Annotated in this window: 13 protein-coding genes and 1 tRNA gene; 5 read left to right on the top strand and 9 right to left on the bottom strand. The window is 69.8% G+C overall.

Features of this window, described 5'->3' with window-relative positions; all coding sequences use genetic code 11:
• Positions 1-46: 46 nt before the first annotated feature.
• Positions 47-133: transfer RNA gene (locus V2S85_RS06960), tRNA-Leu, on the top strand.
• Positions 134-234: 101 nt separating this feature from the next.
• Here V2S85_RS06960 and V2S85_RS06955 read toward each other — a convergent pair.
• Positions 235-1,611 (bottom strand): HAMP domain-containing sensor histidine kinase, encoded by a 1,377-nt coding sequence (locus V2S85_RS06955; RefSeq protein ID WP_330702135.1) that lies wholly within the window; start codon positions 1,609-1,611, stop codon positions 235-237.
• Between the two features lie 10 nt (positions 1,612-1,621).
• A complete protein-coding gene (locus V2S85_RS06950) occupies positions 1,622-2,299 on the bottom strand; it encodes a response regulator transcription factor (protein WP_330702134.1) in 678 nt (225 codons plus the stop codon).
• Between the two features lie 186 nt (positions 2,300-2,485).
• Between V2S85_RS06950 and V2S85_RS06945 the strand changes: the two genes are divergently transcribed.
• The 4 genes from V2S85_RS06945 to V2S85_RS06930 all read left to right on the top strand — a co-directional run bounded on the left by V2S85_RS06945 (position 2,486) and on the right by V2S85_RS06930 (position 9,206).
• Positions 2,486-3,697, top strand: coding sequence for a glycosyl transferase (locus tag V2S85_RS06945; RefSeq protein ID WP_330702133.1), 1,212 nt, complete (start codon positions 2,486-2,488; stop codon positions 3,695-3,697).
• Positions 3,698-3,809: 112 nt separating this feature from the next.
• A complete protein-coding gene (locus V2S85_RS06940; RefSeq protein ID WP_330702132.1) occupies positions 3,810-4,550 on the top strand; it encodes a hypothetical protein in 741 nt (246 codons plus the stop codon).
• Positions 4,468-5,988, top strand: a complete 1,521-nt coding sequence (locus V2S85_RS06935) for a DNA polymerase Y family protein (RefSeq protein WP_330702131.1) — start codon at positions 4,468-4,470, stop codon at positions 5,986-5,988. Before V2S85_RS06940 ends, V2S85_RS06935 begins: the two co-directional genes overlap by 83 nt.
• The gene (locus tag V2S85_RS06930; protein ID WP_330702130.1) at positions 5,985-9,206 is read left to right on the top strand and encodes an error-prone DNA polymerase; all 3,222 of its coding nucleotides are present in this window, start codon (positions 5,985-5,987) and stop codon (positions 9,204-9,206) included. Before V2S85_RS06935 ends, V2S85_RS06930 begins: the two co-directional genes overlap by 4 nt.
• Before the next feature lie 34 nt (positions 9,207-9,240).
• On the opposite strand, the gene V2S85_RS06925 is transcribed toward V2S85_RS06930, so the two are convergent.
• The 7 genes from V2S85_RS06925 to V2S85_RS06895 all read right to left on the bottom strand — a co-directional run bounded on the left by V2S85_RS06925 (position 9,241) and on the right by V2S85_RS06895 (position 17,899).
• Positions 9,241-9,867, bottom strand: coding sequence for a hypothetical protein (locus tag V2S85_RS06925; RefSeq protein ID WP_330702129.1), 627 nt, complete (start codon positions 9,865-9,867; stop codon positions 9,241-9,243).
• A gap of 134 nt (positions 9,868-10,001) precedes the next feature.
• Positions 10,002-12,566: a sulfite reductase flavoprotein subunit alpha gene (locus tag V2S85_RS06920; RefSeq protein ID WP_330702128.1), complete on the bottom strand. Its 2,565-nt coding sequence runs from the start codon at positions 12,564-12,566 to the stop codon at positions 10,002-10,004.
• Between the two features lie 127 nt (positions 12,567-12,693).
• On the bottom strand, positions 12,694-13,179 hold the full coding sequence (locus tag V2S85_RS06915; protein ID WP_330702127.1) for a hypothetical protein: 486 nt from the start codon (positions 13,177-13,179) through the stop codon (positions 12,694-12,696).
• 37 nt (positions 13,180-13,216) lie between these two features.
• Positions 13,217-14,386 (bottom strand): nucleotidyltransferase family protein, encoded by a 1,170-nt coding sequence (locus V2S85_RS06910; RefSeq protein WP_330702126.1) that lies wholly within the window; start codon positions 14,384-14,386, stop codon positions 13,217-13,219.
• A complete protein-coding gene (locus V2S85_RS06905) occupies positions 14,383-14,877 on the bottom strand; it encodes a lasso peptide biosynthesis B2 protein (protein WP_330702125.1) in 495 nt (164 codons plus the stop codon). The genes V2S85_RS06910 and V2S85_RS06905 overlap by 4 nt, the downstream gene beginning before the upstream one ends.
• Positions 14,874-15,941 carry a 50S ribosomal protein L11 methyltransferase gene (locus V2S85_RS06900; protein ID WP_330702124.1) on the bottom strand — a complete coding sequence of 356 codons (1,068 nt, stop codon included), beginning with the start codon at positions 15,939-15,941 and terminating at the stop codon, positions 14,874-14,876. Before V2S85_RS06900 ends, V2S85_RS06905 begins: the two co-directional genes overlap by 4 nt.
• Positions 15,938-17,899, bottom strand: coding sequence for an asparagine synthetase B family protein (locus V2S85_RS06895; RefSeq protein ID WP_330702123.1), 1,962 nt, complete (start codon positions 17,897-17,899; stop codon positions 15,938-15,940). The genes V2S85_RS06900 and V2S85_RS06895 overlap by 4 nt, the downstream gene beginning before the upstream one ends.
• Positions 17,900-17,914 lie beyond the last annotated feature (15 nt).

The following is a 17,914-nucleotide window of genomic DNA, read 5'->3' as shown; positions in this document are numbered from 1 at the left end:
GCGCGCTCCTGCCCCGGAGCGGATGCAAATCCAGCTCCAAGATTTAGCGGTCGTGGCGGAATTGGTAGACGCGCAACGTTGAGGTCGTTGTGGGCGAAAGCCCGTGGAAGTTCGAGTCTTCTCGACCGCACCAGGCAGTTTTTGAAATGAAATGATCCTTGCCTTCGGGCTCCCCCGGTTACGCTGGGGCGGCGATCATCGGCATTCCACCATCGTCAACGAATCCGGCGCGCTTCACCCTCGGGCCAAGCGCTGATCGGGGATCGTCAGCGCCACCCGCAGGCCCGGACTGGCGGGCGCCAGTTCGAGCGTGGCGCCGTGGGCATGGGCGATCGCGGCCACCATGCTGAGGCCAAGGCCGTCTCCCGGCACGGCGCCCGAATCGCGTCCCCGGTAGAACTGCTCGGTTACGCGCCCGGCGTCCTCGAGGTCGATGCCGGGGCCGTCGTCCCGCACCGCCAGTTCCAGCCATTCACGCTGTCGCCGCGCGGAAAGCTCCACCCGCCGTCCGCCGCTCGCATGCTTCAGCGCGTTGTCCAGCAGGTTGGAGAGCGCCTGGAACACGAGGTCGAGATCGAGATCGGCGACCAGCGGACGCCGCGCCGATAGGATCAGTTCGATCCCCAGCCGCTCGGCCTCGGGCTGGTAGAACTCGACGAGATCCTCCAGCAACTGGACGACGTCGGTGCGCTGGAGTTCCAGCGGATGACGGCCGTTCTCCAGCCGCGATATCCGCATCAGCGCCGAGAGGATCTGCCGCAGCCGGTTGGCCTCGACGATCGCCTCGCCCGCCGCCGTCTGCAGCGCCGGATTGTCGCCGGCCATGCGCTCCAGCGCTTCCAGCCGGCCGATCAGCCGGGCGAGCGGGGTGCGCAGTTCATGGGCGGCGTTGTCCGACACGCGCTGCACCGCCTGGAACAGCGACTGGATGCGCGAGAGCATCAGGTTGAGCGTCTCGCCCAGCCGGTCGAAGTCGTCGTTGGCGCCGCGGACCTGGACCCGCCCGGTCAGGTCGCCGTCCATCACCTGCCGCGCGGCGAGCGTCACCGCCTCTATGCGCCGGCCGATCGCGAGGCTCATCAGCCAGCCGCTGCTGAAGCCCAGCAGCACGGTCACGCCGAGGATCCAGATCGCGGCGGTGCGCAGGATCTCCGCCTCGGACGTCACGTCCTCGACGTCGCGGCCGATCAGCAGCCGCGCGCCGTCGGGCAGGTAGTGGTCGCTGACCAGCGCGTTGTGGTCGATCTCGGCACCATCGGCGAAGGAGTCGGCCTCGATCAGGGTCAGGCCGTCGGTCGGGCGGTTGGACCATCCGGGCAGGTTGGTGGTCACGACGCGGCCGTCCGGAGCGATCAGGGCGTGGAAGGTCTTGGGCCCGTCCGAACGCTGCGCGCGCCGGTCGAGCGCGGCTGCCGTCGCGGCGGGACCGTTCGCGAGATAGGCGGCCCGTAAGGCCCTGGCCTCGCTTTTCACCAGCCGCTGGGCGCGGTCCATCGGCACCGTCACCCGCAGCCAGTACCCGGTCCCCATCAGCAGCGCGACCGAGAGGCAGAACAGCCCTGCGTAGATCAGCGTCAGCCGGAACGAGAGACTGCGCAGCAGGCGCCTCATGCCGCCATTCTCATTCGGCCCGCATCGTATAGCCGACGCCGCGCACGGTCTGGATCAGGTTGGTCTCGTCATCGAGCGCGATCTTGTGGCGCAGCTTGCTGATGTGCTGGTCGATGATGTTGGTCTGGGGGTCGAAGTTGTAGTCCCACACGTTCTCCAGCAGCATCGTGCGGGTCACCACGCGCCCGGCATTGCGCGCGAGGTAGGCGACGATGCGCAGTTCGCGCAAGGTGAGCGGGATGCGCCGCCCGGCCCGTGTCACGACGTGCCCGGCAAGGTCGATCTCGAGGTCCGCCACCCGCAGCACGCTGGCGGCCTCGGTGACGGGAGCATTGCGCCGCGCCAGAGTCTCCAGCCGGGCGAGCAGCTCGGACATCGCGAAAGGCTTGGCCATGTAGTCGTCGCCGCCGGCGCGCAGGCCGCGCACGCGTTCGTCGACGTCGCCCAGCGCGCTCAGGATCAGCACCGGGGTGGCGTCGTCGGTGGCGCGCAGGGCGGCCAGTACCTTGAGCCCGTCGAGCGTGGGCAGCATGCGGTCGAGGATGATCGCGTCATAGCTCTCGCAGGTCGCGCGCACCAGCGCGTCGCGCCCGTCGGCGCAATGCTCGACGACGTGCCCGGCCTCGCGGACGCCGGCCATGATGTGCGCCGCCAGCGCGGCATCGTCTTCGACCAGGAGTATCTGCATCCGGCGAGGAGCCTTATCCCGTCACCCGCCCGGCGTCGAGGTCGTCCTGCATGAGCGAGCCGGTGCCGCAATGCGCCCAAAAGCGCATTCTCAAACGATCCCTGACAAACACGGGCCTCACCAAAGATGGGCAAATTCACATGAAGGCGCCATGGACACGCCATCTGCTTGCGGCAAGGGGACGCCATGGCATCCCCCCAGACGATTTCCGGCCCGCTTGCAGCGGCCCCTGCCTCGCATATCCACGTCCTCGCCATCGGGGGCGCGCATCAGTTCGGGCACATCCTGCCGGTCGCCTGCGAGCTGGAGCGGCGCCATCCGGGCAAGGTCCGCTTCTTCGTCTCGAGCGAGGCGGAAGCGCGCGCCGCGGCGGCGCTGGCGGATGACGCCGGGCTGCCGCTGCCGGAGACGGTGGTGATGCATCTGCCGCTGGCGGCATCCGTGCTGCCGGACCGGCTGCACAAGTTCGCGCGCCTCGTCCGGTGGGCCCCCCCCCTGCGCGATGCGGCGCTGATCCTGTGCGCGGAGCGGACGTCGACGGTGCTCAAGCGATTGCCCGGAGACTGCCCGCCGATGCTCCACATACCGCACGGGGCAGGCGACCGCGCGGTTGGTTTCGAGGCGCGCTTCCGGCTGTTCGACCATGTGATGCTGGCCGGACGCAAGGATCGCGACCGCCTGGTCGAGAGCGGCTTCGTGCGGCCGCAGGACTGCACCGTGACCGGCCCGGTCAAGCTGGCGACGACCCTCGCCTGCGCGTCGCGGCGTCCGCCGTTGTTCGACAACGGACGCCCGACGATCCTCTACAACCCGCATTTCTCCAGGAAGCTCTCCTCGATCGAGGCGTTCGGGCGCAGGCTGGTGGAGGCGGTGGTCGCCGACGGGCGCTACAATCTCGTCGTCGCGCCGCATGTCCGGCTGGCGCGGCGCTGGTCGGCGGCGAAGCGGCGGCGCTGGGAAGCCCTGGCGGTTCCGGGGCAGGTGATCGTCGACCTCGGCTCGGCGCGCTGCAACGACATGACCTACACGCTGGGCGCGGACCTCTACGTCGGCGACGTCAGCAGCCAGGTCTACGAATTTCTCGTCAGGCCGCGCCCGTGCCTGTTCGTCGATGCCCAGGGCACCGACTGGCAGGGCAGCGAGGATTACGCGATGTGGCATTTCGGCGAAGTCATCGGCCCCGACGCAGACCCCGTCGCGGCGATCGGCCGGGCCTTCGCGACGCACGGCGCCTACGTCGGCTGGCAGCGCGAGCGGATGGCCTACACCATCGACGGGATTGCATGGGAGCCCGACGGCACGCCCACCTTCCGGGGCCGCGATCCCGTGGGCGAGGCGGCCGACCAGGTCGAGCGCTTCGCCGGCCTTGGCGCTGGGGGGCTCGCCGCCGCGGCCTGAGCGAAACCCCTTCGTCATTGCGCGCGCAAGGACGGGGAGGGCGCAGGGTAGACTCTGACCTCCGGATTGGAACATAATAGGAACATGATTTTCCGATTCGAGGCGTGATTCGATGTTCCACAGTGCGGCGGACGCCCATGCCGAAGCCCGCTCCCGCAAGGACGGGCAAGCGCTGCCACGGCTGGCGCGGGGGCAGTTGCACGAAGTCCATGCCGACGCGCGGGACTGGGCCTCGGCGCTGGCCTTCGGGCTGGCGGCGATTGAGGCGGACGATCGCCGGCCGGTCATGCTGCTGCGGACTTCCCCGCGAGGGGGCATGCTGGTGCCGTGCGGGGAAGGGATCGCCGGTCTCGGTATCGACCCCGCCCGGCTGGTGATCGTCGATGCCCGCGACGGCACGGGGCTGCTGCGGGCGGGGCTGGATGCGGCCCGCAGCAGCGGCCCGGCGGCGGTGCTGCTGGAAAGCTGGGGGGCCTTGCGCGAATACGACATGGTCGCCAGCCGGCGCTTCGTCCTCGCCGCCGAGCGCTCGCGCATTCCGGTGGTGATGCTGCGCGGGGATGCCGAGCCGCGCGCCAGTGCCGCGCATACTCGCTGGACGGTGGTTAGCGCGCCCTCGATCCCGCTCGAGGCGCGCGCGCCGGGGCCGCCGGCTTTGCTGGTCGAACTCGTGAAAAGGCGTGGCGGGCCGGCGGGGATGCGCTGGCAGCTGGAATGGAATGACGAAGATGGCGCCCTGCGCGAAATCCCTCTCGAAACCGGACAGGCCGATGACGTCGCCGCGCCGCTACCTGGCATTGTGGTTCCTCTTCCTGCCGTGCGAACGGGCGCGCCGCTGCGGCGTATTGCCTGAAGGGGGCATGCCCCGGGCGCTGGTCGCGCGGGACGGGCAGGCGCTGCGCCTTGCGGCGGTGGACCGGCATGCCGCCCGGCAGGGGCTGGCGGCGGGCATGACGCTGGCCGATGCCCGCGCCCGCTGCCCGGACCTCGCGACCGCCCCGCACGATGCCATCGCCGATACCCGCGCGCTGGAGCGGCTGGCGGCGGCGATGATCGCCTTCACCCCGCTCGTCGCGCTCGATGCGCCGCACGGGATCATGCTCGACGTGACCGGCTGCGCGCACTTGTTCGGGGGCGAGGCGGCGCTGGTGCGCGGGGTGCTGGAGGCGGCGGGCCACGTCGCCCGGCATGGGCTGGCGGCGAACGCGGCGGCGGCGCGGGCGCTGGCGCGGTTCGGTGGCGGCAGGGGAGAAGGCGATGTCACCGCACTCCCCGTTACCGCGCTGGAACTGGCCGAGGACGCGCTGGCGGGCCTGCGCCGCGCCGGTCTCGAGACGCTGGGAGATCTGGCCGCGCGGCCGATGGCCGGGCTGGCCGCGCGCTTCGGGGAGGCGGCGGTGATGCGCCTGCGCGCGATCCTGGGCGAGGCGGGAAGCCCGGTCGTCCCGCTGCGCCTGGCCGACCCGATCCGGCTGGAGACGCGCTTTGCCGAGCCCATCGCGCGGACCGACGATGCGCTGGAAGTGGTCGAGGACTTGCTCGTCCAGGCCGCGCGCATGATGGAGCAGCGCCAGCTCGGCGGGCGGCGCTTTGGCGTCACGCTCCACCGCAGCGACAATGCCCGGCGGCGGCTGGTGGTCGAGACCGGGCAGGCGGTGCGCGAGGCGGGCGCCGTCATGCGGCTGCTGCGCGAGCGGATCGATACGCTGTCCGACCCGCTCGATCCCGGCTTCGGCTTCGATGCGATCACGCTGGCGGTGCTCCACGCCGATCACCTGCCCTCGCGCCAGATCCTGCTGGAAGACGGCAAGGAGGAGAATGCCGACGACGCGGCGGCGCTGGTCGACCAGCTCAGCGTGCGGCTGGGCGAGGACAGCGTGCGCCGGCTGGTACCCCGCGACCGCCACTTGCCCGAGAAGGCGCAAGCGCTGGTTCCGGCGCTGAGGGTGAAGGCCGCCGTGTGGCCCGCGCCGGAGGATGTGCCGCCGCGCCCGCTGCTGCTGCTCGACCCGCCCCAGCCGGTCGAGGTGATCGCCGGTGTCCCCGACAGCCCGCCCCAGCGCTTCCGCTGGAAGGGCCGCCTCCACGACGTCACGCTGGCCGAGGGGCCGGAGCGGATCGGCGCCGAATGGTGGCTGAAACGCGGCGGCCACATGCCCGGTGCTGCGGGCGAGACGCGTGACTACTACCGGATCGAGGACGGCGCGGGCCGCCGCTACTGGATCTTCCGCCACGGCCTGTTCAGCGAGAAGCCCGACCCGCGCTGGTACTTGCACGGCCTGTTCCCATGAATTTCGCCGAACTCGTCACCGCCACCAACTTCAGCTTCCTGCGCGGCGCCTCGCCGGGGGAGGAGATGGTCTCGCGCGCGCTGGCGATGGGCATGACCGGCATCGGCATCGCCGACCGCAACACCGTGGCGGGCGTGGTCCGCGCCCACCGCGCATGGAAGGAGATGGGCCGGGCGAAAAGCGGGCTGCGCCTGCTCGTCGGCGCGCGGCTGGTCTTCGCGGACGGCACGCCGGACGTGGTCGCCTACCCGATGACCCGACACGGCTGGGGCCGCCTGACGCGCCTGCTCACCGTGGGCAACCGCAAGGCGAAGAAGGGCGAGTGCGAACTGCACCTGAGCGACCTTGTCGAGCACACGCAGGATCTGGCGCTGATCGTGATGCCGGGAGATGGGGACGCGGACGAAGCGCTGCTCGCTACCCTGCGCGGTTTGACGCCGAAGCTATGGCTCGCCGCCACGATGCCGCGCGCGGGCCGCGACGCGCGGGCGCTGGCGCAGCGCATGGGGCTGGCCGCCCGCGCGGGCGTGCCGCTGATCGCCACCAACGACGTGCTTTACGCTAGCCCTGAGGACCGGCCGATGCAGGACGTCCTCACCTGCATCCGCGAGGGGCTGACCGTCCAGACCGCCGGCCGCCGCCTCGCCGCCAATGCCGAGCGGCACCTCAAGCCTCCCGCCGAGATGGCCCGCCTCTTCCGCGCCTGCCCCGAGGCACTGGCGGCGACGCAGGACGTGCTGGCTTGCGTGCAATTCACCCTCGACGATCTGCGCTATGAATACCCGCACGAACCGGTGCCCGAAGGCTGGGAGCCGCAGCCGTGGCTGGAACACCTCGTCATGGAGGGTTCGCGCAAGTGGTTCCCCGACGGCCTGCCGCCCAAGTACCAGGAGACGCTGGACGAGGAATTCGGCCTGATCCGCGAACAGAAGATCGCCTACTACTTCCTCACCGTCCACGACATCGTGCATTACGCGCGCGGTCTGGAGAAACCGATCCTGTGCCAGGGGCGCGGCAGCGCAGCCAATTCGCTGGTCTGCTATTTCCTTGGCGTCACCCCGATCGACCCGGTGCAGGAGAAGCTGCTGTTCACGCGCTTCCTTTCCACCGAGCGGGATGAGCCGCCCGACATCGACGTCGATTTCGAGCACGAGCGGCGCGAGGAGGTGATGCAGTACATCTACCGCCGCTACGGCCGCGAGCGCGCCGGGATCGCCGCGACCACGATCTGCTACCGCCAGCGCAGCGCCATCCGCGAGGTCGGCAAGGTGCTGGGCATGAGCGAGGACGTCACCGCGCGGCTGTCCGGCACCGTCTGGGGCAGTTGGGGCGGTGACGAACTGCCCGAAACACGGCTGGCCGAAGCCGGCTTCGATCCCGGCAACCCGCAGGTGGAGCGTCTGCGCGACATGGTCGGGCGGTTGCTCAACTATCCGCGCCACCTGTCGCAGCACGTCGGCGGCTTCGTGCTGAGCGAAGGGCGGCTCGACGAACTGGTGCCGATCCACAATGCGGCGATGGAGGACCGCACGTTCATCGAGTGGGACAAGAACGACCTGGAATCGCTCGGCCTGATGAAAGTGGACATCCTCGCGCTCGGCATGCTGACGGCGATCCGCAAGAGCTTTGACCTGCTGCGGGATCACGGCCTGCGCGATCTGGAACTGGCCACCGTCCCGCAGGGCGACGCGCCGACGTACGACATGCTGTGCAAGGGCGACAGCATCGGCACCTTCCAGGTCGAGAGCCGCGCCCAGATCGCGATGCTGCCGCGCATGAAGCCGCGCATCCTCTACGATCTCGTCATTCAGGTCGCCATCGTCCGGCCGGGGCCGATTCAGGGCGGCATGGTCCATCCCTACCTGCGGCGGCGCACGGGGGAGGAGGAGGTCGTATTCCCGGGGCCGAAGGGCGAGATGTACGATCTGCTGCACAAGACGTTGGGGGTGCCGCTGTTTCAGGAACAGGCGATGAAGCTGGCGATCAATGCTGCCGGATTTACCCCCGCCGAGGCCGACCGCCTGCGCCGCTCGATGGCCACGTTCCGACGCAACGGCACCATCCACGAGCATCAGGAGAAGTTCGTCAACGGTATGGTGAAACGCGGCTACCCGCAGGACTTCGCCGAGGGCTGCTTCAAGCAGATCGAGGGCTTCGGCGAATACGGCTTCCCCGAAAGCCATGCGCAGGCGTTCGGATTGCTGGCCTATGTCTCGTCATGGCTCAAGTGCCACTACCCGGCGGTGTTCACCTGCGCGCTGCTCAACAGCCAGCCGATGGGCTTCTACGCGCCCGCGCAGTTGGTGGGCGACGCGCGCGACCACGGGGTCGAGGTGCGTCCGATCGACGTCAACGCCAGCGTCTGGGACAACACCCTGGAAGGAGAGCGCATCCTGCGCCTCGGCCTGCGGCAGATTGGCGGCTTCAAGAAGGAGTGGGCGCTGGCGCTGGAGCACGCCCGCAAGGCCACGCCGATCGCCGGGCTGGAGGACGCCGCGCGCCGCGCCGACTTGCCCGCCCGCGCCTTGCGGCTGCTGGCCGATGCCGACGCGCTCGGCTCGCTGGGGGTGGGGCGGCGTGATGCGGGGTGGGAGGCACGCCGGGTGCCGCCCGCGCAGCTGCCGCTGTTCGCCGCCCTCGAAGCCCCCGAACTGGCTGCGGAGCCGGACGCCGCGCTGCCCGCGATGGCGCCCGCCGAGGAAGTCGTGGCCGATTACCAGACCCAGCGCCTGTCGCTCAAGGGCCACCCGATGCAGTTCCTGCGCGGGCATTTCGAAGGGCAGGGCGCCCGCACTTGCGCACAGGTCGATGCCGCGCGCGACGGCTTGAAGGTGAAGGTCGCCGGCGTCGTCCTGATCCGCCAGCGGCCGGGCAAGGGCAATGCCATCTTCATCACCATCGAGGACGAGACCGGCGTGGTCAACGCGCTGCTCTGGGCGCGCGAATTCGAAAAGCAGCGGCGCGCGGTGATGGCGGCGCGGCTGATGGTGATCGACGGCACGGTCCAGCGCAGCAAGGAGAACGTCGTCCACCTCATGGTCGATCGCGTCACCGATGCCAGCGAGGCCCTGTCCCGCCTCTCGCCGCCGCCCGCGCTACGGCCCGAGCCGATGCCCGGCGATGCGGTGCGCCACCCGGCCCACGATCCCGGCCGACCGACCTCGCGCGGGCACCCCCGCAACGTGCGCATCCTGCCCCGCTCGCGCGATTTCCATTGAGGGCGGCAGTGCCGCGCCGGATCGAACGATTTTCCTAGGAGACCCAGGTGGGGGCGATGGCCACGACGGTCCATCCGGCAGTGCCGCGCCGAAGCGCGACGATTTGTCCGCCTCCGCACAATCCGCCGCAGACGAATGAAGTCTCCACCAGCGCGATATCGTCGGAGACTGCGGGTTCGGCCATGGCGAAGATAGTTGGGCAGTGCCGTCCGCTGACGGATTTCGCGCCCTCGGCCAATACCGGATTTCTCATGTAAATCAGTGGGAGCGATACTGCAGCTTTGTCGATGAGGCGCTTTGCGGCGCTGATCGTCGGCTTGGTCTTCAACGATTCTACGGTGGCCTTCGCCAATTCCGCTTTAAGCGAAGGCGCAGCTTCCGATGGCTTCTGTCCCGGCTTTTCCGGCAGTAACCAGAGCAGGTCTTCGCCCGCCGCAATCTTTGCAAGGACCGCACGATCCGCACGACCATCTGAAGAAAAGCTCTCCAGTGTTCTCCTGCGATCGTCCATCGCCGCAGAGCGGATCTCAGCATCGATACAGTTCTGGACGGGAAGTGTAGTCAGGGTACCGGCAGTATAGGCGATGACGGCTCGATCGATCTGCCGCCTGGTCTGCGCGCTGGGCTCGCTGGCGTGGCACCCGGTCAAAACAGTGGCCATTGCGTATGGGAGGATTCTGCTGCGCACGGGCAAGGTCTATCCGCTGTTGGGCAGATTGCAATTCCGGGCCGCCGGTCACTGGCGCTCACGAACAAGCTTTAACCGAAGTGGAGGCGTTGCACGCCTCCACCGCCTCAATAGATGTCGCGCAAGTACCGGCCCGCTTCGGCCATCTCCTCCAGCCGCGCATCGCCGAGCGCCTCGCGCAGCGCGGCGTCCACGGCCGGCGCCATGCCTAGCAGGCTGCCGCATACGAGGATCGTCGCCCCCGCCTCGACCTGCTCGCGCAGCAGGGGCGCGGCCGGCGTGATCGCATCCTGGATGTAGCGCCCGCAGTCGCCGTCGCGCGACCATGTCCGTTCCAGCCGCGCCAGCGTGCCGTCGGCCAGCCAGCTTTGCAGTTCGTCGTCGAGGAAGGCATCGCGGGCACGGTTGCGTTCGCCCAGCAGCAGCCAGTGACCACGGCTGCCACGGGCGGCAGCCTGCCGCAAGTGCCCGCGCAGGCCGGCGAGACCGGTGCCGTTGCCGATCAGGATCAGCTTGCCATGGCCTTCGGGCACGCGGAAGCCGGGATTGGCGTGGAGCCGCAGCGCGATCCCGGCGCCGATCGGGGCGTGTGCGGTCAGCCAGCCGGAGCCGAGGCCGAGCGTGCCGTCGTCGCGCCGGACTTGGCGGACGATCAGCTCGATCCGGCGGTCCGACGGGATCGAGGCGATCGAATATTCCCGGTGCGGCAGCGGACGCAGCGTGGCCACGACATCCTCGGCGGTTACCTCGAAACTGACGGGCAGCACGGCATCGGCGAGATGATCGGCGAGGGGGCGGCCGTGTACCGGCACCTGCCCGTCCAGCCCTGCCGTCGCGAGGAAGGCAGCGACTGCGGCGGGATCGTTGGCGGGGCGGATCTCGGCGATATCGCCGGCCTGCCAGGATTGCGGCCAGTCGTGCGGCTCGTCTTCGCCGGGTTCCAGCGCCAGCAGGAAGGCGGGGCCGCCCGCACTCTGCGGATTGAGCAGCCGCCGTTCCGCCAGCCGCCATTGCCCGTACTGCGCGGGGGCGAAATCGGCCGCCATCGGATCGGCGCCCAGCGCGGCGAGTTGCTGCTGCCACTGGCGCTCGGCGTCGGCGTCCTCTCCATCGACTTCGATGGTGTCGAACAGGCGCCGCCCGCCGCCGGCATGCAGCCAGCGGTCGACATCGTGGCCGAAGGCGCAGAACTGCGGATATTCGCGGTCGCCCAGCGCCAGCACGGCATAGTCGAGCCCGGTCGCGACCGGCGGCGAGGCCATCGTCTCGCGCGCGAAGCGGCGGACCCGGTCGGGCGGCTCGCCTTCGCCATACGTGCTCACCACGAAGAGGGCGCGCCGCGCTTCGGCAAGGACGACGTCGTCGACCGAGGAGAGCGGCAGGATCCTGGCGCCGCCGAGCACGGCGGCGGTCTGGCGGGCCAGCCGCTCCGCGCCGCCGGTCTGGCTGGCGTAGGCGACCAGCATGCCCTCGTCCGCCGGGCCGGAAACGCCCGGCGCCGTCTCGACTTGCGCCAGCGCGCGCTTGCGCTGCCGCCGGGCGAAGTAGAGCAGCAGCCCGGTGACCGTGAACAGCGGCATCGACAGGCTGGTCACGAAGATGACGATGCGACCGGCGAGCCCGAAGAACGCGCCGCGATGGATCTCGAACACGCTGGTGGTGACGATCTTGCCGCCGGCGCGCCGGTCGTAGCGATCCGCCTTGAGCAGGCGCCCGCTCGCCGTGTCGATGTCGAGATTGTCGGTCATGCGATCGTGGCGCGCGCCGGGCAGCAGCGCGCGGAACTGCGCCTTCGTGCCGTCCTTGGGCAGCGTCACCGAAACGCTGTCATAGCCGCCGGACATCTCGCGCCGGAACGTCGTCCAGGCGAGAGCGAGTTTCGGAGCCGGCGCCGGTGTGCCGGTCTCGGCAGCATCGTCCTTGCTGCCAGGTTTTTCGCCGGGCTTGCCGCGCGCCTTGCGTTCGCCGCCCTGTTCCTGCGCGGCGGAGCCGGTCAGCACGACCATCGCCCCTTCGCGATACCACTCGTAGGACCACCATAGCCCGGTCAGGGCGCTCAGCAGGTAGGCGAGGAATATCCAACTGCCGATGACGACATGCAGTTCGCGGTACAGGTTGCGCGCGCTCTTGCGCAAGTCGAGCACGAACCACGAGCGCCAGTCGAGCACCCGCTTCGGCCAGCGCAAGTACAGGCCGGACAAGGCGAAGAAGATCAGCGACAGCGTCGAGATCGCGGTGACCTGCCGGCCCCAGCCCTTCGATCCGCCGGGCAGGGCGAGCCAGCGGTGGATGTCCTCGACGGTGCGGAAGAAGCCGGTGCCGTTCGGCTGCCCGAGCAGGCGGCCGTCACGCGGATCGACATAGACGCGTTCGCCGCGCCGCTGTCCGGCGGGTGCTTCGAACTGGACCTGCCAGGCGCTCGCGGGATCGGCCTCGACGGTCAGCCGCTCGACCCTGAGGCCGCCGCGTGCCGCCGAGGCGCGGGCGACCACGGCGTCGGGCGCCAGCGGTTTCGCCGCGCCGGGATCGAGCGTGACGATGCCCGGGCTGAGCATCCGCATGATCTCGTTCTCGAAGCTGAGCGTCGCACCGGTCAGCCCCATGATCGCCAGCACGAGCCCGGCGGTGATGCCCAGGAACCAGTGGATTTGAAACAGAACTCTGCGCGTCACCTCGGTCTTGCCCCCTACGCGGGGTTCGCCGCCAGCGGTCCCCGTCTGCATAAAGCTCGTGCCGATTGGCTTTGCGGGCTTCCGATTCCTTCTCCTGAGGGCCGGCTAATGAGATCAACTCGCAATATCAAGAATTTTCGATATACGTCGTGCAGATGGGAGGTGACGCCGGGCTTGCGGAAGTCCCCGCGGCATTCGCCGCCCTCGCGCGGGAGCGGCCGAACAGCGCGCTGCGGCGTTCGAGATGGCGCAGCGGCACATAGGCATCGCGGCGCGCCAGCGCGCGCAGGTGCTGGACCTTGAGCAGCAGCATCATGCCGCCGGCGACCGCGATGCAGGCCTGCCAGCGTGCGCTGTCGAGGCTCCCCGCCGATCCGGCCCGCGCCACTTCCAGGATGGTCGCGAACAGCGCGATGCCGCCCAGCAGGTCGCTCGCCCGCAGCCGGGGCGCGGCCTGGAGCATCACGAGCGCGGCGGTGAACGTGGCGATCGCGGCCGCCATCGGTGTCCCGTGGGCTGCCAGGCTGCTCCAGCCCATCGCCGCCAGGCACGGGGCCAGCATGATCCTTGCGGCGATGACCAGGTGGTGCGGGGTCGGAAGGGGCTGGGTCATGGCAGCCATATTTGCCGCCAAAACCTGAAGATCGGGTTTAGCGGGACGCGGCGGCGGAGATGGTGGGAAGGTGCAGCAGGTTGGCCGCCCGGCGGACGATCCGCAGAGCCGCCCCGCGCCCCGGCTCCCTGTCGTGGAACAGGTCGTAGCCCAGCTCATGCCACCAGAACCGTGGATCGACCGAGAAGAGATAATGACTGAGGTTCTTGCGCGTGGCGGCGCCGGTGCGGTCCTCCATCTCGGCGCCGTCCTGCATGCCGAGCAGGCTGGCCCACGCGACGTCGACGAGTTTGCGCGTCCGCCAGCGTGCGGCAAGGCCAAGGTCGGCCGGTAGCGGCGTGCCGTAGAGGCGCTGGACGATGAGGAGCGCTGCGGTGCCGATGTGTTCCATTCGGTGCCTTTGAGTGTCGTTCAGCAGCCGCTCTGCGCACCCTGTGTCGCGCAGGGCGGTGGCCAGGTCGGCCAGCCACTTGAGGCGCGACCATGCGTGTTCCGCGCCATGCACGGTGGCATGGAGGAGGGCGAGGCGCGCGGGCAGCACCGGCAGCGTCACGCCCGGGACGATCTCGCGCAGGGCCGCGTCTGCCACCCCGATCCGGCCCAGCAGGCAGGGGTTCTGGAACAGGCGCCAGTGCAATTCGATGCCGGTATCGCTGTGGAAATGATCGAAGCCCCAGTCCTTGCCGTAGCGGCTCGCGGTCCGCACCCTGGCGGGCGAGGCATCGTGCGGCGGATCGCTGCGCCGGTAGTCGAGCGCCGCCAGCACATCGGCCGCCCTTTCGATGTCGCGGCGCGCCACCAGCAGGTCGATATCGACGCTGCGCCGGATGCCCGCCTCGCCATAGAGGGACAGCGCGGCCGGCACGCCCTTGAGCACGGCGACGGCGATGCCTTCGCGCTGCAGCGCGTCCACCGCGCGGCGGGTCTGAACCAGTTGGCGCAGGTTCTCCGCGGCGAGATCCAGCGCCTCGCGCCGCAATTGCGCGCGCAGCGGGGTGCCCGCTAAGAGGTCGCACTGCCCGATCGCGCGTGCGACCAGCCCGGTTACATGATGACGGCGCGCGAGACTGAGCAGCAATGCCGGATCGCCGACCTCCCGCGCCGCCTCACGGATATCGGCCAGCGCCGCCGCATCCTGCGGCCAGCGCGTCGCCTGCACCAGGAAGCGGAATTCCGGGAGCAGATTCCGGGCGTCTGCGGGGGTCATGCCGCGCAGTCCGCCCAGATCGCGCGGCGCCCTGCCGGCCATGTCGCGAGAAGCGCGAAAGTGCCGGGTTCGGGATCGCCGACCACCGGGAACCGCTCGGTCTCGACCCAGACGTGGGCGCGGATCGGCCGGTGCTCGTCCCCCACGGCGGTCACCCCGTAGAACAGCGTGGAATCCATGCCGCGACGTCGCAGCATGATCTGCGCGGCCAGCCCCTGCTCGAAGCACTTGGCGCGCAGCAGGTTGCGCCTGGCGGCTCGATCGACGGCCCAGCCGACCATCCAGGCGAGCACTTCGGCCCGGTCGGCGGTTGCCGGGGCCGCTCCGAAGGGGCCTGCCGAGGCGATCCGGCCGAGCCAGCCCAGCGGCAGCAATCGCACTGCAGCGGCGGCGAGAGCCAGCAGCACCACGGCTTCCGCGAGGCAGCGCCGCTCCTCCCAGTCGAACCGGCGGAACTTGGCAAGCAGCGCGGCGAAGCGGCCGGATTTCACCGTTCGAGCCAGAACCAGGTATCGAGCGTATCGTGGGCACCGTGCAGCCGCACCGCCGTTCCCGGTGCCGCTTCAAAGGTTTCGGTCACGTGGAACTGCGCACCGAAGGCGCGGACATCCTCGTCCAGCGTGTCGTAGACCAGTCCGTCGCCGAGATGGAAGCGCAGCCACTGCGCTATCCCGTCCACTCTTCCGGCGGTCAGGGTCAGAGCCTCCTGCGCCCGTGCGGGCCGGATCGGAGCGCCGCCCGATACATCGAAATCGAACAGCACGGCGGGGGCGCTGCGCAGTTCGAACTTGTCGCGTGCGATCGTGAAGTCGCTGCCGCGCAGCAGATTGAACGCCTCCATGTCGAGCCCGTCGACCAGGCCCATGCGATGTTCGTCCGCCTCGAGATCGGTGACGGCGGCAGCCAGCAGTTCGGCGCGGCCCGGCAGGACCGCTGCGCCCGGCTTGACCAGCCGCGCCGCCGCATCGGCAAGGGTTGCGGCGCACCCCGCGCCCAGGAAATTGTTGGCGAGGTTGTCCCACAGCAGCACGTCGGCGGGTTCGGCCAGGTCGCGCCCGACCTGCAGTTCGCGTGAATCGACCGGCAGCACGGTGATCCGGTCGGCGAAGCCGTTGCGCGCGATCGCCTCGCTCGCGGCGCGCGCTACGTGCGGATCGCGTTCGCAGGCGATGACGTGGCTTGCCCCGGCCCGCACCGCCAGCATGGCGAAGACACCGGTGCCCGCGCCGATATCGAGCACCACGCCCCCGTTCGACAGGAGCTTTGCGAGCGCGCGGGCGTAAAGCGCATGGCGCCGATGATCGAGGACCATCGTGAAGTACCAGCTGCCGATGCCGTCGGAAAGGATCGGCCGGGCGAGCGCCAGCGCTTCGGCATTGCCGGGGTCGAGTGCCAGCGCCTCGCGGCAGATATCCCGGGCGCGGTCGGTCTGGCCGCTCGCCAGCAGCAGCGTGCGGGCACAGTTGACCATCGCCACGGGGTTGCCGGCGACGGCGGCCAGCAGTGCTTCCGTGGCAGGGGCGGCGATGGACTGCGGGCGTGGATCGGGTGTCACAGGTTGCTCCTTGCGATATGCCGCATATGGCTGGCGGCCGAGATCGTGCGCAGGCATGCGAGGCGATAGCTGTTCTCTGCCTCATCGCTGTCCCAGGCGTCCGATCCGGCGGCGGGCAGTCCATCGATCAGCCGGCGGATTCTGTCTGTGTCGAGGAACGCGGCCGTCGGCTCGTACATCTCCAACCGCTCCATCTCCTCGATGAAGGCTTCGCGTTCGCTCCAGATCGCCTGTGCCCAGTCGGCCGCCTGATAGCCGCGCTGGCGGTTGTCCAGCACTTCGGGCGGGGCGCGATCCGCGAGGACGCGGCGCAGGATCGCGCGCGGCTCGCCGTTCCAGATCAGCCGTTCGACCGGAATGCGCAGCGCCAGTTCCACCAGCCGGCGGTCCGCCGTGGGATCGCGCAAGTCGAGGCCCCATTCGGCGAGCATCGCCTTGTACTGGTCGCCGTCTCCGTTGGTGCGCAGCGTGGACAGGCGGAAATCGACGCTGGAAATGCCCCTTTCGCGATCGAGGTCGCCGGAGTCTGGTGGGCGCTCGCCAGCCCTCGCGGCATCGCGGCAATGCGCGGCGGCGGCTTGCGCGTAGGCGCCGGGCGCCATCAGCGTCATCGCCCGCTCATCTTCGATCCCTTGTCCGGAGAGGGTCATGGCCCAGCGCCAGAGCCGGTCGGGCAGCATGTCCTCGACGGTATTGAACAGCACTCCCCGCCAGCGCATCCAGCCGCCGCGTACCAGCCCGCGGGCGATCCGCAACCATGGGCCGAAGCGACCCTGCCGGGCCATTTCGCGCAGGGCCCAGACGCCTGATTCGCTGAGCGAGGTATTGCCGGTCGATCCGTGCAGAAGCACTCGCACGCCGAGATCGCGGGCCTGCTCGTTGATCGCCTCGAACCAGGGCAGGTTGCACAGGTTCGACACCGGCGAGGCATAGAGGGAGCGCGCGCGCATCAGCGCCGCGAGCGGGCCGGCACGAGGCACCACGCGGACCAGTTCCATGTTGGCGTGCATGGCGGCCGTCTTCGCGGCCAGGAGCGATTCGTCGGCGACATGGCGCGCGGCCATCGTGCGGACCTGGCCTTCGCGCGGGGCGGCGACGAAGGCGGTCATGGGTTCTCCGTCTCGGGCCAGGATGCGCGCTGCGGTGGTAGCTACGGCGGTGCTGTCGAACCCGCTGCTCAGGTGCGCGCCGACTTGTCCGGCGTCGCGTCGCAGGCAAGCGCCGACCGCGGCATCGAGTGCCAGCGCGAGTGCGGCCTCGTACTCGATCTGCGTATCCAGCCGCAGCGGCGAAAGATCGGGCTGCCACCAGGCCATTTCCCGCACGCCATCATCGGATATCACGAGCAGATGCCCTGGGCGAACCACCCGGATGCCCCGGAATGCGCAATGCCCCGGCGCAAACGCGTTCATCCGAAGGAATTGGCGATACTGCTCCACGTCCGGGGCCGCAGGCAATGCGGGGTCGGCCAGCAGGACGTCGGGCATGGAGGCGGCGCTGCACCGCGCACCGTCGATGTGATAGAACAGCGGTCGCTCGCCCAGGGCATCGCGGACCAGTATCAGCCGCCGCCGGTGGCGATCCCAGGCTATCACGGCGAAGACGCCGTAGATGCGATCGAATGCGGTTTCGTCCCACCGCTCGATCGCAGCGGCGACGAGCGCGCTGTCGGATATCCCGCCGGCATCGAGACCCAGTTGCCGCGCCAGATCCTCCCTCTCCGTCAACCGGACATCGGCCGCGACGATCCAGCGCCGCGCTGCGCCATCATCGTCGAGCGGATCGGCCTGCCAGTCTTCCGGCAGCAGGGGGTAGGCGCGCTTGCCCAGCAGTACGGAGCCGTCCGTCCACTCACGCCACGGCGTCCGGCCGTAGCGGCGCGAGGCGGCAGCGAAGCGAGGGGCGATTGCCGAGGCATCGCCCTGCTCGCGGTCCCACAGGGTACAGATCGCGGTCATCGCGGCGTCGCGTCC

It is taken from the genome of Novosphingobium resinovorum, assembly GCF_036352595.1.
Classification (GTDB): domain Bacteria; phylum Pseudomonadota; class Alphaproteobacteria; order Sphingomonadales; family Sphingomonadaceae; genus Novosphingobium; species Novosphingobium resinovorum_B.
This window is presented reverse-complemented; position numbering and strand designations above follow the sequence as displayed.

Excerpts from the sequence above, each read along its gene's own strand:
- V2S85_RS06910 (WP_330702126.1), bottom strand. The coding sequence starts at position 14,386 with ATGACCCCCGCAGACGCCCGGAATCTGCTCCCGGAATTCCGCTTCCTG.
- V2S85_RS06935 (WP_330702131.1), top strand. The coding sequence starts at position 4,468 with ATGACGTCGCCGCGCCGCTACCTGGCATTGTGGTTCCTCTTCCTGCCG.
- V2S85_RS06945 (WP_330702133.1), top strand. The coding sequence starts at position 2,486 with ATGGCATCCCCCCAGACGATTTCCGGCCCGCTTGCAGCGGCCCCTGCC.
- V2S85_RS06895 (WP_330702123.1), bottom strand. The coding sequence starts at position 17,899 with ATGACCGCGATCTGTACCCTGTGGGACCGCGAGCAGGGCGATGCCTCG.
- V2S85_RS06930 (WP_330702130.1), top strand. The coding sequence starts at position 5,985 with ATGAATTTCGCCGAACTCGTCACCGCCACCAACTTCAGCTTCCTGCGC.
- V2S85_RS06950 (WP_330702134.1), bottom strand. The coding sequence starts at position 2,299 with ATGCAGATACTCCTGGTCGAAGACGATGCCGCGCTGGCGGCGCACATC.
- V2S85_RS06925 (WP_330702129.1), bottom strand. The coding sequence starts at position 9,867 with ATGGCCACTGTTTTGACCGGGTGCCACGCCAGCGAGCCCAGCGCGCAG.
- V2S85_RS06940 (WP_330702132.1), top strand. The coding sequence starts at position 3,810 with ATGTTCCACAGTGCGGCGGACGCCCATGCCGAAGCCCGCTCCCGCAAG.
- V2S85_RS06915 (WP_330702127.1), bottom strand. The coding sequence starts at position 13,179 with ATGACCCAGCCCCTTCCGACCCCGCACCACCTGGTCATCGCCGCAAGG.
- V2S85_RS06955 (WP_330702135.1), bottom strand. The coding sequence starts at position 1,611 with ATGAGGCGCCTGCTGCGCAGTCTCTCGTTCCGGCTGACGCTGATCTAC.